The following is a 13058-nucleotide window of genomic DNA, read 5'->3' as shown; positions in this document are numbered from 1 at the left end:
ATCGATAAACTCTTGCAATAAATCCTGAAAAACCGTTGGCACACCCCAACCACGATCGGCTCCACAATGCCCCAGAGGCAACGCCCCGATCGGCCTCCGGTGTTGAATGATCAGAATCCTCGAACGCCCAGCAATTCAGCAGAGCCTTCGCTTTGGGTAATGGATTGGGTGATTAATCACTTTGGGTAATGGATCGCTTTGGGTGATTGCTTTGAACCTATTGCCCGATCGACCCGGGAAAACCAGCAGCAGCGGCATCTCTGGGCGATCGGGTTGGAGCCGCGCAACGAGAACGCTACACTCAAACATGGCCGCGCCCCTGGGCCTTGCCGTTGCTGTTTCGCCCTTTCCGTCGCCATGACCGCCGTGGATAAGCCCTCGATCGCCCCGACCACCACCGCCCTGCAAACCGACCCATTGCCCCGTGATTGGGATGCGATCGTCATTGGTTCCGGCATTGGCGGATTGGTCACGGCCACCCAATTGGCCGCCAAGGGAGCCAAGGTGCTGGTGTTAGAGCGCTACCTCATCCCTGGCGGCAGCGCTGGCTATTTTGAGCGCGAGGGCTACCGCTTCGACGTGGGCGCATCGATGATTTTTGGCTTTGGGCAACAGGGCACAACCAACTTGCTAACCCGCGCTCTGGCAGCGGTGGGCCAAACGATCGAAACCATTCCTGACCCCGTGCAAATTCACTATCACCTTCCCAACCAGTTGGAAGTGAAAGTACATCGGGACTACGAACAGTTTTTGCAGGAATTGGGCGATCGATTCCCCCACGAGCGCCAAGGCATTCGCCAGTTTTATGACGAGTGCTGGACGATCTTTAACTGTCTGAATGCGATGGAGCTGCTGTCGCTCGAAGAACTGCGCTACCTCATGCGGGTCTTTTTCCAAAATCCCTTGGCCTGTTTGGGCTTGGTGAAATATTTACCCCAAAATGTCGGGGCGATCGCCCGACGCTACATCAGCGATCCGGAACTACTGAAATTTATAGACATTGAATGCTACTGCTGGTCAGTGGTTCCGGCGGATCTCACCCCAGCCATCAACGCAGGCATGGTTTTCAGCGATCGCCACTACGGCGGCATTAACTATCCCAAAGGCGGCGTGGGTCAAATTGCCCAAAAGCTAGTGGCTGGGCTGGAAACCCACGGCGGCCGAATTCAATACAAAGCACGGGTAACCCAAATTATGACGGAAGGGGGCCGCGCCGTGGGTGTGAAGCTCGCTTCGGGCGAACTGTTGCGGGCCAAACGGGTGATTTCCAACGCCACCCGCTGGGATACCTTCGGCCAACTGCTCGATCGGGATCAACCCCTAGACGAAGATCGTTGGCAAGAACGCTATCAAAAATCCCCCAGCTTCCTCAGCATCCACATGGGTGTGCGCGCCGATGCCCTGCCCGCTGGCACAGACTGCCACCACATCCTAGTCAAGGATTGGGAACAGATGGAAGCCGCCTACGGCACGGTATTTGTATCAATTCCCACCCTGCTCGATCCAGACTTGGCCCCGCCCAATCACCACATCCTGCATGTGTTTACCCCTTGCTGGATCAGCGATTGGCTCAATCTCAGCCCCGAAGACTACCAAACTCAAAAGGAACAAAGAGCACAAGAACTGTGCGATCGCCTCGCCCCGATCATTCCCCAGTTAGACGCGGCGATCGACTACATCGAAATTGGCACTCCACGCACCCACCGCCGCTTCCTGGGCCGAGTGGATGGTTCCTATGGGCCCATCCCCCGGCGCAAGCTTCCCGGCTTGCTCACCATGCCCTTTAACCGCACCGCCGTTAAAAATCTCTATTGTGTGGGCGACAGCACTTTTCCCGGCCAAGGTCTCAACGCGGTGGCTTTCTCCGGGTTCGCCTGTGCTCACCGAGTGGCGGCCGACCTGGGCTTGGTTTAAAGTCCAAACCCAATCCATTCCCTGGCGCTAATTTGCCCTTGGGTTCTCAGTTCCCGATCGCACCCAATTCACAAAGGCTTTAATCGCCGCCGGTTGATTTTGGGGCTGAACAAATTGTGCCAACTGCGAAATTTCCAAAGCGGGAAAAAATTCGCTGCGATCAGCAATTTGGATCTCATCCCCCCGCAGGTTATAGAGCGTGAGTTGCTGATCTTGCCAAATCAAGACCTCTGGCACCCCGATCGCCCGATAGATCGCTAATTTGTCTAGCCCACCACTGGTGAGGTTAACCTCCACTGCCAAATCCGGCTGGGCTTTCAGGATCCCAACGCAATAGCATTCATCGGGTTCTAAGCCCGCCGCCTTCGATGATTGCCGAAACGTTGTGGAACCATAGGCATGAAGGTCAATTTCCACTTCTTCGGCATAGCGTTCCAGCAATCGGGCGATCGCCTTTTTGATTAATTCATGCTCTGGCGATGGCATAAAAACTTCTAGAATCCCATCCAAATACAACAGCCGTAAGCCCGATTCATCCCCCAGATGATCGAGCCAATGGCTATAGCGCTGCCAACTGATTCCCGGCATCAGCAACCGCTGATCCGATCGTCCAGCCTGAGGCAGAGCAAATAAGTCATCAGCTACCCAAATCGTCATAGACCCTAGAAGTGGCGAGCTTGAAAAGCTGGGAAACCATCAAAGAATTTGGAAATAATCTTTTTGCTATTTAATTGGCTCAGATAGCCTCAAGACCATCTTAATCGTTGCTTAAATTTTATTACTCATCAACACGCTAGCATGCAATTGCGGGGCCAACGTATATCTTATAAAACCATATACTAAGATCTTGAAGCTCAACAGCGATCTCTATCCGTAAACCGAGTGCTGAATAACTAAACTTGACCATTCAGCGCTCAATTACCTGTTGCCATTTGTCTATGAGAGAACGACTCCAAGGAAAAATTGCGCTGATCACCGGAGCGGCTCGGGGTATTGGCGAGGCGATCGCCCGAGCGTTTGCGGATGAAGGTGCTTTTGTATTGGTTACAGACCTCAATGATGTGCTGGGTCAACAGGTGGCCAGCTCGATTGGGGCAGGTGCTCAGTATTGCCATCTTGATGTGCGAGAAGAATCCGATTGGCAACAGGTCTGCGCCCAAATTACTGCCGAAAAAGGCAGTCTCGATATTGTTGTGAATAATGCTGGGATTACAGGCTTTGAAGAGGGCATTGTGGCCCACGATCCCGAGCATGCCACCCTTGAAGATTGGCGCGCCGTTCATCAAACCAACCTTGATGGCACATTCTTAGGCTGCAAATATGCAATTCAAACCATGCGATCGCGCGGGTCAGGATCAATCATCAATATTTCATCGCGATCGGGCTTAGTGGGAATTCCCGGTGCCGCGGCCTATGCATCGTCTAAAGCCGCCATTCGCAATCACACCAAATCGGTCGCCCTCTATTGTGCTGAACAGGGTTTGAATATTCGCTGCAATTCTATTCATCCCGCAGCCATTTTGACCCCCATGTGGGAACCCATGTTGGGTGACGGGCCCGATCGCGCGGCGCGGATGCAATCCTTTGTGAGTGATTGCCCCCTCAAACGCTTTGGCATGCCCGCAGAAGTGGCAGCCGTGGCCGTATTGCTCGCATCGGATGAAGCGGCTTATATGACAGGTTCTGAAATCAATATTGACGGGGGGATTCTGGCGGGTTCCGCTGCAGCTCCGGCGGCCGATTCTGATAGCTGAGAGGGGCAAGTACAACGCTCGCAAGATGCATTGCAGCATCAAAAATAGCCGTGAACCCTAAAAAGAACGGGACTGAAAAAGCTGGGAAACGGGCAACGAAAATCCAGGAATAATTTCTTCGCCGTCTAATTGATCGGTCAATTTCAAAAGGCGATCGGGTTCCGTTGCCGATCGATATACCAACACATGATTTTGACGCGGATTAATCACCCAGATCAGCCGAGCACCATTCTCAAAATATTCAATGAGTTTTTCGTCAATTTCCTCGATCGTATTGGTCGGCGAGAGAATTTCAACCACCAGATCCGGTGCACCCTCCAAGAACCCGATCGGTAAGTCATCTAATCCCTGAAGCCGCTCCTTGGCAAAGAAAGAAATATCGGGCGATCGCTTGTTGCCATTTTTCATCGTGAAGACGGTGCTGGAATCAAACAACGCGCCCAACTTTTGAGCCGCCACCACCGTCAATAAAGCTGAACTCAGCACAATCGCTCGGTAGCTATCTTTTGCGCCCAACTTGTCCGTATCACTGCAACGATCCTGCGAGTCCATCAGGTCGGGAAGCCTTGTGGGACAATCAATGCGATACATTATAAAACCGCCAACCGTTGACCTCAGGAGGATCGATCGCCGTGGACGCTCGCTATAACCCCAACGAAATCGAAGCAAAGTGGCAAGCCGTTTGGGCCGAGCAAAACACCGATCGCACGCCTGACCTAGCCGATCGCTCCCAGGAGCACAAAAAGTTTTACGCCCTGTCCATGTTCCCCTATCCCTCAGGGAATTTGCACATGGGCCATGTCCGCAACTATTCGATCACCGATGCGATCGCCCGGGTGCGACGGATGCAGGGCTACCAGGTGCTGCACCCAATGGGCTGGGATGCCTTTGGCTTGCCCGCTGAGAACGCGGCGATCGATCGGGGCGTGCATCCTGCCGTTTGGACGGAGCAAAACATCGCCCAAATGAAGGGTCAGCTTCAGCGCTTGGGCCTCTCCTACGACTGGGAGCGGGAAGTGGCCACCTGCCGCCCAGACTATTACCGCTGGACTCAGTGGATTTTCTTGCAATTTTTCGCCGCCGGGTTGGCTTACCAAAAGGAAGCCACGGTGAATTGGGACCCGATCGACCAAACCGTTTTGGCCAACGAACAGGTAGACAGCGAGGGCAAATCCTGGCGATCGGGCGCGTTGGTCGAAAAACGGTTGCTGCGTCAGTGGTTCTTCAAAATCACCGACTACGCCGAACAATTGCTGACGGATTTGGACAAGCTGACCGGCTGGCCCGAACGGGTGAAAACCATGCAGGCCAACTGGATTGGCAAATCCACCGGGGCCTTGCTGGACTTCCCGATCGTCGGCAATGCCGCCCTGGCCGACACCAAAATCACTGTCTTCACCACCCGCCCCGATACGGTCTATGGCGTGACCTACGTGGTGTTGGCTCCCGAGCATCCCTTGGTGGCCCAAGTGACGACGGCTGATCGCCAGTCAGCCGTGGCAGCCTTCGTGCAGGAAATTTCCGCTCAAAGCGAGATCGATCGCACCGCCGACGACAAACCCAAGCGCGGCATCCCCACGGGCGGCATGGCGCTGAATCCCTTTACCGGCGAAGAAATTCCGATTTGGATTGCCGATTACGTGCTCTACGAATACGGCACGGGCGCGGTGATGGGCGTGCCCACCCACGATCAGCGAGATTTCCAATTCGCCCAAAACAACGGCTTGCCCCTGAAGGTGGTGATTGTGCCGGAAGCGGGCGCGTCAGCCGAGGCCGCAGACCTGACGGCGGCTTACACGGAAACGGGCGTATTGGTGAATTCGGGGCAATTTGACAGCACGCCTTCCCCCGAAGCCAAGGCCAAAATCACCGAATTTGCTGAGGCCCAAGGCTGGGGCAAAGCCAAGGTGCAATACCGGCTGCGGGATTGGCTGATTTCCCGCCAGCGCTATTGGGGCGTGCCGATCCCGATCGTCCATTGCCCCAACTGCGGCGCAGTGCCCGTACCCGATGACCAATTGCCGGTGGAATTGCCCAGCAATGTGCAGTTTTCCGGGCGCGGCCCCTCGCCCCTGGCCAAGCTGGACGACTGGGTAAACGTGCCCTGCCCCACCTGCGGCACGCCAGCCAAGCGGGAAACGGACACCATGGACACCTTCATCGATTCCTCCTGGTATTTCCTGCGCTATCCCGATGCCCGCAACGAGTCCGCCGCCTTCGACCCGGCCAAAACCAACGCTTGGGCCCCGGTCGATCAGTACGTGGGCGGCATCGAGCACGCGATTTTGCACCTGCTCTATTCGCGCTTTTTCACGAAAGTGCTGCGCGATCGCGGCTTGCTGAACTTCGATGAACCCTTCAGCCGCCTGCTGACCCAAGGCATGGTGCAAGCCATGGCCTACAAAAATCCGACCACGGGCAAATACATCGCCCCGGCCGATGTGGACTTCAGCGATCCTAGCCAGCCGAAAGACCCGGCCACGGGCGATCCGCTGGTGTCGGTCTACGAAAAAATGTCCAAGTCCAAATACAACGGCGTTGATCCCGAGGGCGTGTTGGCCAAATACGGCGCGGACACCTCGCGGATGTTTGTGCTGTTCAAAGCGCCGCCGGAAAAGGATTTGGAGTGGGACGATGCGGATGTGGAAGGGCAATTCCGCTTCCTGAATCGCGTGTGGCGGTTGGTCAGCAACTACCTGGAAGCCCAGGCCGGCGAGGCGATCGCCCCCGATCCAAAAGCCGAAAAAGACCTGCGCCGCGCCATCCACACCGCCATCAAGGAAGTGTCGGAAGATTTGGCCGAAGACTATCAATTGAACACGGCGATTTCCGAGTTGATGAAACTCAGCAACGCCCTGAACGATTATGTCAACAAAACTACGCCGGTTTTTGCGGAAGGGATCCAAACCCTGGTGTTGTTGCTGGCTCCCTTTGCGCCCCATTTAACCGAAGAATTGTGGGGGGCGATCGGGCAGTCCGGCTCGGTGCATGCGGCGACTTGGCCCACGTTGGATGAATCTGCCTTGGTTGCCGATGAGGTGACGATCGTGATTCAAATCAAGGGCAAAACGCGCGGCACAATCCAAGTTCCGGCAGGCACCGACAAGGACACCCTAGAACAGCTCGCGCTCAACAGCGATGTGGCCCAAAAGCACATTGCTGGTCAGGAGGTGAAAAAGGCGATCGTCGTCCCTGGCAAGCTGGTGAATTTTGTGGTGTAGCGATCGCCTAGCCGCTTGAGTTTGAATAGAGATTGGATCAAGCAATGAGTCCGATCCAATCTTTGTTTGATCCACAATGTTTGATCCAAAGTCTTGTCAAGATCAATGGATATTAAGGCTTCGATTATTGATCAGCAGGTCGAGAGCCTAGCAGAACGCTTAAAACCCGAGTTGCAGGCACAGCTCGATCTTAATTTACAGGGTGATCGAGGACGACTGAAATCCTTAGCCTTTATCCATCTATGTGTTCGATCAATCCTAGATCTTGACGACCTAGCCACGCTTGATTGCATTGTGGATGGGGGGCAAGATTTTGGTGTGGATGCGATCTATGCCTCTGAGGAGCAGGATGGCGAATTCACGGTTTCGCTGTTCCAGGGTAAATATAAACAGAAACTGGATGGAACCAGCCATTTTCCCGAAGAAGGGATCAAGGGCTTAATTAATGCTATTCAGTATTTATTTGATCCAAGTATTAATTTAAATCAGAGCCTGAATCGCCGACTCCAAGCTAAAGTCGAAGAAATTAGAAGCCTGATTCGGGATGGCTATATTCCCCAAGTACGGGCGATCGCCTGTAATAACGGGTTGCGATGGAATGAACAGACCGATCGCCTGATTCAAATTGCGGGATTTGGTGATCAAGTGGAGTGGGAGCACCTCAACCCCGATCGCCTGATTAAATTACAGCAATCCAAGAAGCCCGTTAATGATACGCTCCAGCTTTCGGGAAAAATTCTGGTTGAGGATATTGAATTCAACCGAATCTTAGTGGGGCGAGTCGCCATTAGCGAGATTGCCACTTTGGTCGATCGCCATGGAGAGCGGTTATTTGAGCGTAATATTCGCCGATATTTGGGGCTTCAAAATAATCGAGTTAATGATGGCATTCGCCAAACCATTGAAACCAACGCCAACTATCTCTATTTCTATAACAATGGTCTGACGCTGATTTGCGACAAGTTTGAATACAACACTCTACAAGGCAGCGATCATCAGGTACGGATTCAAAATCTACAAATCATCAATGGTGGTCAAACTTGCATGACCATTTATAAAACATGGGTCAATGCACAACAACAGCTACCACTCGACCAGGCTCGCTCAGCGAATGCCTATATTTTGATTCGCCTTTATCAATTATCCAGTTTCAACACTGATTTAGTTCAGAAAATCACCTTCGCTACCAATAACCAAAATCCGGTTGATTTGAGAGACCTGAAGGCAAATGATGAGCGTCAAGCGCAATTAGAGCTGGATATTGCGCAACTGGGTTATCGTTATTTAAGAAAACGCAGCTCAGAGCGCCCAACTCAGCAGGATATTACTTCATCGGAAGCAGCCGCAGCCGTTTTAGCTGTTTGGAGAAAAGCCCCTCATCAGGCAAAATCTTCTACTCGTGAGCATTTTGGGAAACTTTATAATCGAATTTTTACTGGCAGCTTAAATGGCACACAGATTATAAGTGCTACTTTGCTGTATAGGATTGCAGATCATCGTCGTCGCCAACCGGCAAATAGTGACCCGGATTTTGTGCGTTATGCTTCTTGTTTTATTGCCATGCAAATGGGGAAATATCTTTTACAAGATTTGAAACTACAGCGAGTGGATGATTTAAATCATCAGCACTTTTTTAAAGTACAGGAGCTAATTCAAAATCAGGGATCCGAATATTTTGATCGCAGTGTCAAAAATATTGAGGATGCAATTCACCGTCTTTATTCAGCTTCCGCCCTCTCTTTGCAGCAATTGTCTGCAACCTTTCGGAGGGGTGATCTGATTAGTCAGTTAGCCGACTTTTAGACTGGGTTTCAGTCGATTGTTAATTGCATCCTTAACGATTGCTGAGTGTTGCCCAAACGTTTCTTTGGCTCTGCCCAGCAACCAGCCCAGCTTTGCATGATTGGGTTAGTGGCTGGCGGGTCGGGTGGGTTCGAGGCCGAGGGACGCTTCGAGGGCGATGAGTTCGTCGCGGTGGGCTTTGACCCAGAGCCGGGCGATCGCCCCTTGATCGTTGGTTTCGAGCTGCAATTGCACTTGTTCGGTGCGCTGGGCTTTGCGTTGATAGAACCAACCGGCAGCCGGGGCCAGGAGGACTAGGGCTAATCCAGCGTTCTGGATTTGGGGAATGGTCATGGACAAAACGAGTCCCAGACAAAGCAACCCGCCGGCCGCAAGGATGCTAAGGAAAATGGCAAGGGTGGGACTGGCGGCCACCAGGCCTTCAAAGGTGACGCGATCGTTGTCTGCATCCCGATTCACCAAGCGATACGATCGCCCTGAGAAGTAGCCTCGGAGCCGATCGCGCAGTTCGGTTTCCGGAATGGTTTCGGGGATGTAGCAAGCCAGTTCCGTGCGGTCTTTGGCGGAAGCGCGGATGAAGAAGACCAGGCCGATTAACATCAACACCGTCAAGAACAGCGTGGACGAGACAACGACATCGTTGGACATGGCGAGTGACGGGATGTGGGGCGATGGGGGATGAGGAAGGTGCTGGGCTGGTGGCGTTTCTGGCAACAACTGCAACAATTAGTTACAAACCCAGCTCCCATCAGCATATCGGACTCGGGGCCGCGCGATCGAGCATGTTAAGGTGATCAGTCGTGTCCGCTCCCAGCCCACCGTGGTTAGCCAAGTTGAACGCATTGCCCGCCTGATGGGTCGCACCAGCACCATCAGCTTTTGGATCCAAATTTTTCTTGGGGTGATCGGCAGTATTCTGCTGTTGCTGACCACGCCCATGCTGTTTGCGCGCACCAGCCCCACGCCCGGTGCAGTTCCGGTGGGGCCGGGCCCGGGTTCGATCGGAGGGTTGGCGGTGGCCGTGGTGGCGATGCTGACTTTGCTGGCCAGCATCTATTACACCTTCACCAACACGCAACATGCGCGGCGGCTCCAGGCCCCAAAAAACGCCCGACCATCCAAAGCCGATACCCTCAAGCGGCTCCGGCTGGGGGTTTTGATTAATCTGTTTGGTCTGGGGTTGGCGCTGGTGGGGGCGGAGGCCGTGACGGGCCAGCTCACGAATAAGCTATTGATGCAAAGCAGTCCGTTTAATTTGGGTTTTGTGGATCCGAGTCGCTTTATTCAAGCGTTGGATGTGTTTGTGGTGTTGGGAAACACGCACGGGATGTTTGCCCATTTTTGCAATTTGACGGCCAATCTTTGGCTAATCGATCGCATCAGCAAGGCTGGGTCAAGCGGCGATTGAGGCGAGCGCCCTGAAAGGGGCTTGAAAACGTCCCCATTGGCTCTTTGTTGATTTCAAATTGTTGATTTCAAAGCCAATTTTCAAAAATCCCACTTTCAAAAAATCCCAATTTTTAAAAAACAGTTACTCAAAACAACAGTTACTCAATTCCAACGGAGCTATACCCATGTCGATCGCCCCTTCCCCTGAGCTGTCTTCGGATTTGTCTCCTGATCTGTCGCAACTCATCCGGGCGGTGGATGAGGCGGACTCGGTGGCCAAGATGGTTGGCGCGGTGCGATCGCTCGCGGCGGCCCAGGATCCGGCGGCGATTCCTACCCTGATGGCCGTGCTGGGATACAACAACCCCGGAGCGGCGGTGGCAGCGGTGGAAGGGCTGGTGGCCCTGGGGGAAACGGCGGTGGAACCAATTTTGGCCCAGGTGGATGGCTATAACTACACGGCGCGGGCTTGGGCCTTGCGAGCGCTGGCCCAAATTGCCGACCCTCGGGCTTTGGAACTGTTGTTGGCGGCGGCTGAAACGGATTTTGCCCCCAGCGTGCGGCGGGCGGCGGCCCAAGGGTTGGGGGCGTTGCGTTGGGCACGAATGGCAGCGGAGCAAGTGCCGATGGCACGCGATCGGGTGTTGGCGGTCTTGACGGTGAATGCAACGGACTTGGAGTGGGTGGTGCGCTATGCGGCGATCGCGGGGCTGGAGGGGCTGGCGCAATCGCAACCGACGCTGGGCGATCGCGTGTTAGGTTTGTTACGCGATCGGGCGACTGCTGATACGGATCTCGTGGTGCGGCTGCGGGCCCAATGGGCGATCGAGCAGTTGGCGGCCAAGGGCTGACCCAGCACGCGATCGTTTCGTTAGCAACCCGTTAACCACCAACCGTTAATCACCACTCGTTAACCATCTATGAGTTAACAACCAACCGTTAACCATCCATGAGTTAACTAGCAAATTAACTAGCGAGTTAACGACCCGCAACCCACAGGCCCATTGGCCCATCCACAGGCTGCGGGTCAAAAACCACTCAATTGAACGGTCGCAACCGTAGCCTTGCCCCTTTAGCCCCCGGGATAGACTATGGGAAATCTTCAGGGGCCGCCGAGTGAGCGAAGATGAATTTTCGCGATTTTCCTGCATTCCGAGACCTGACCGCTGAGCAGTTTCAGCGATTTCTCTCCTCCTGCCAGTCGGGAACCATCCCAGCCGATCGCACCATCATTCACCAGGGGAAACCCGGCAGCCACATCTTCTTCCTATCCAGCGGTCAGGTTCGCATCACCTTAAACACTGACTTGGGTGAGCGGGAACTGAATGTGCTGTCGGCTCCCACGATTTTGGGCGAAATTAGTTTTTTCAGTGGCGAGCTGAGTTCCGCCAATGTGACCACGGCCACGGACGTTTCCGCGATCGCCATTGGGTTCAACACGTTGCGGGCCCGGCTCTATGGCGGCGATGCGGCCTGTGCCATCGTCACCCTCCATTTGGCTTCCACCATTGCTGAGCGGGCCGCCCACATGACCCAAAAGGTTGTGGACTTTTATGGTCACCAAGCGGAGATCCAAAGCACAACCCACAATCTCTTTGGCGAATGGAGTTTTCTTTAAACCGGCAATCGCAAAACAGGCGATCGCAGTCCATATTTCAGATGACAGCCCCCAAAAGCAGTGCATTTCGACGCTGTTTCCACCAACGCCTAGTAGTAGGATTGGAGCTTTCCGGGACGCGGCTCGATCGGGAGACTAGCCTTTGGCGACGGCACAGCAGGAGCCAGCCCCTTGGGTTGGCCGTGGCTCCTGGGCTGTTGGCTGCTTGCCCTGGCCCGATCGCCCCATCACAACAGCCCCGTACCAAGCCCCATCACCCAACTCCAAATTTCTTGGGAATATCGTTTTATGGATGCCATCCCAGCACAACTTAAAGGGCGCAGTTTCCTGAGTCTGGCGGATATCGATCGCGATGAACTACAAGCGTTGCTGTCTCTGGCAGCGCAGCTCAAAGCTGGGACGATCACGCCCATTTGCAACAAAGTGCTTGGTCTGTTGTTTTCCAAAGCTTCAACCCGCACCCGCGTTAGCTTCACGGTGGCGATGTATCAACTGGGCGGCCAAGTGATTGACCTGAACCCGATGGTGACCCAAGTGAGCCGAGGGGAACCCCTGGAGGATACGGCGCGGGTGCTGGGGCGCTACTTGGATGTGATGGCCATTCGCACCTTTGACCAAGCGGACTTGGAAACCTTCCGGGATTATTCCGGCGTGCCGGTCATTAATGCCCTCAGCGATTTGGCCCACCCTTGTCAGGCCTTGGCAGATTTGCTGACGGTGCAGGAGGCCTTTGGCACTTTGGCGGGCCTGACGGTGACCTATGTGGGTGATGGCAACAATGTGGCCCATTCCTTGATGATGGCCTGTGCTATGGCGGGGGTGAATGTGCGGATTGCCACGCCGCCGGGCTATGAACCCAATGGACAAATGGTGCAGCGGGCGATCGAGTTGGCGGGTGATCGCGCCAGTGTTGTGGTCACCACGGATCCGATCGCGGCGGCGGCCGGGGCCCAAATGCTCTACACCGATGTGTGGGCCAGCATGGGCCAAGAAGACGAAGCGGAAGCCCGCAAGAGCCTATTTGCTCCCTATCAGCTCAATGAAGATTTGCTGGCCAAGGCGGATCCGGAGGCGATCGTGCTCCATTGCTTACCCGCGCACCGGGGCGAGGAAATCACCGATGGGGCGATCGAGGGATCTCAATCCCGGGTTTGGGATCAGGCTGAAAATCGGCTGCATGTGCAAAAAGCCCTGTTGGTCAGCATTTTGGGCCCCGATGCCTAGGAAATGACATCCTGAGGCCGATCGGTTGGGGTGCAGCCCCGTGGACTCATCGCGGATTAACCGCCTCACCCGATCGCCTCACCCGATCGCCTGGGTCGATCGCCTGGGTTAATTCCCTGGATCGATCGCCTTCCT

11 protein-coding genes are annotated in these 13058 nt (G+C 54.5%); 8 read left to right on the top strand and 3 right to left on the bottom strand.

All coding sequences use genetic code 11. The features are described from left to right. Positions 1 to 357: 357 nt before the first annotated feature. Complete coding sequence (gene crtH, locus H6F46_RS06370) at positions 358 to 1914, top strand: carotenoid isomerase (protein WP_190354196.1); 1557 nt, start codon at positions 358 to 360, stop codon at positions 1912 to 1914. Between the two features lie 27 nt (positions 1915 to 1941). Here crtH and H6F46_RS06365 read toward each other — a convergent pair whose 3' ends face one another. Further along, positions 1942 to 2571 (bottom strand): Uma2 family endonuclease, encoded by a 630-nt coding sequence (locus tag H6F46_RS06365; protein WP_190354000.1) that lies wholly within the window; start codon positions 2569 to 2571, stop codon positions 1942 to 1944. 281 nt (positions 2572 to 2852) lie between these two features. Between H6F46_RS06365 and H6F46_RS06360 the strand changes: the two genes are divergently transcribed. After that, on the top strand, positions 2853 to 3668 hold the full coding sequence (locus H6F46_RS06360; protein WP_190353999.1) for a glucose 1-dehydrogenase: 816 nt from the start codon (positions 2853 to 2855) through the stop codon (positions 3666 to 3668). 57 nt (positions 3669 to 3725) lie between these two features. On the opposite strand, the gene H6F46_RS06355 is transcribed toward H6F46_RS06360, so the two are convergent. Then, entirely contained in the window at positions 3726 to 4220 is a 495-nt protein-coding gene (locus tag H6F46_RS06355) for a Uma2 family endonuclease (protein ID WP_242027815.1), read from the bottom strand. Between the two features lie 80 nt (positions 4221 to 4300). On the opposite strand from H6F46_RS06355, the gene leuS reads away from it, so the two are divergent. Next, a complete protein-coding gene (gene leuS, locus H6F46_RS06350; protein ID WP_190353997.1) occupies positions 4301 to 6889 on the top strand; it encodes a leucine--tRNA ligase in 2589 nt (862 codons plus the stop codon). A gap of 105 nt (positions 6890 to 6994) precedes the next feature. Next, positions 6995 to 8692, top strand: coding sequence for an AIPR family protein (locus H6F46_RS06345; protein ID WP_190353996.1), 1698 nt, complete (start codon positions 6995 to 6997; stop codon positions 8690 to 8692). A 105-nt stretch (positions 8693 to 8797) separates the two neighbouring features. Here the strand turns inward: H6F46_RS06345 and H6F46_RS06340 are convergent, their stop codons facing one another. Continuing rightward, positions 8798 to 9340, bottom strand: a complete 543-nt coding sequence (locus H6F46_RS06340; RefSeq protein WP_099535163.1) for a cofactor assembly of complex C subunit B — start codon at positions 9338 to 9340, stop codon at positions 8798 to 8800. Between the two features lie 172 nt (positions 9341 to 9512). Here H6F46_RS06340 and H6F46_RS06335 point away from each other — a divergent pair, with 172 nt between their 5' ends. From H6F46_RS06335 to argF, 4 genes are all read left to right on the top strand, one after another. Next, positions 9513 to 10100 (top strand): DUF3611 family protein, encoded by a 588-nt coding sequence (locus tag H6F46_RS06335; protein WP_158234543.1) that lies wholly within the window; start codon positions 9513 to 9515, stop codon positions 10098 to 10100. 166 nt (positions 10101 to 10266) lie between these two features. After that, entirely contained in the window at positions 10267 to 10932 is a 666-nt protein-coding gene (locus tag H6F46_RS06330) for a HEAT repeat domain-containing protein (RefSeq protein ID WP_190353995.1), read from the top strand. 275 nt (positions 10933 to 11207) lie between these two features. After that, positions 11208 to 11699 (top strand): Crp/Fnr family transcriptional regulator, encoded by a 492-nt coding sequence (locus H6F46_RS06325; RefSeq protein ID WP_099535169.1) that lies wholly within the window; start codon positions 11208 to 11210, stop codon positions 11697 to 11699. 288 nt (positions 11700 to 11987) lie between these two features. Next, positions 11988 to 12923 (top strand): ornithine carbamoyltransferase, encoded by a 936-nt coding sequence (gene argF, locus H6F46_RS06320; RefSeq protein ID WP_099535218.1) that lies wholly within the window; start codon positions 11988 to 11990, stop codon positions 12921 to 12923. Positions 12924 to 13058: the final 135 nt, after the last annotated feature.

The organism is Limnothrix sp. FACHB-1083 (genome assembly GCF_014696485.1).
In the GTDB taxonomy this organism is placed as follows: Bacteria; Cyanobacteriota; Cyanobacteriia; order CACIAM-69d; family CACIAM-69d; genus CACIAM-69d.
The sequence above is the reverse complement of the archived record's forward strand: the minus strand, read 5'-3'. Positions and strand labels throughout refer to the sequence as shown.

Bases quoted from the DNA above. Each gene is read 5' to 3' on its own strand.
- crtH (WP_190354196.1), top strand. From the start codon at position 358: ATGACCGCCGTGGATAAGCCCTCGATCGCCCCGACCACCACCGCCCTG.
- H6F46_RS06365 (WP_190354000.1), bottom strand. From the start codon at position 2,571: ATGACGATTTGGGTAGCTGATGACTTATTTGCTCTGCCTCAGGCTGGA.
- H6F46_RS06360 (WP_190353999.1), top strand. From the start codon at position 2,853: ATGAGAGAACGACTCCAAGGAAAAATTGCGCTGATCACCGGAGCGGCT.
- H6F46_RS06355 (WP_242027815.1), bottom strand. From the start codon at position 4,220: ATGGACTCGCAGGATCGTTGCAGTGATACGGACAAGTTGGGCGCAAAA.
- H6F46_RS06345 (WP_190353996.1), top strand. From the start codon at position 6,995: ATGGATATTAAGGCTTCGATTATTGATCAGCAGGTCGAGAGCCTAGCA.
- H6F46_RS06340 (WP_099535163.1), bottom strand. From the start codon at position 9,340: ATGTCCAACGATGTCGTTGTCTCGTCCACGCTGTTCTTGACGGTGTTG.
- H6F46_RS06330 (WP_190353995.1), top strand. From the start codon at position 10,267: ATGTCGATCGCCCCTTCCCCTGAGCTGTCTTCGGATTTGTCTCCTGAT.
- H6F46_RS06325 (WP_099535169.1), top strand. From the start codon at position 11,208: ATGAATTTTCGCGATTTTCCTGCATTCCGAGACCTGACCGCTGAGCAG.
- argF (WP_099535218.1), top strand. From the start codon at position 11,988: ATGGATGCCATCCCAGCACAACTTAAAGGGCGCAGTTTCCTGAGTCTG.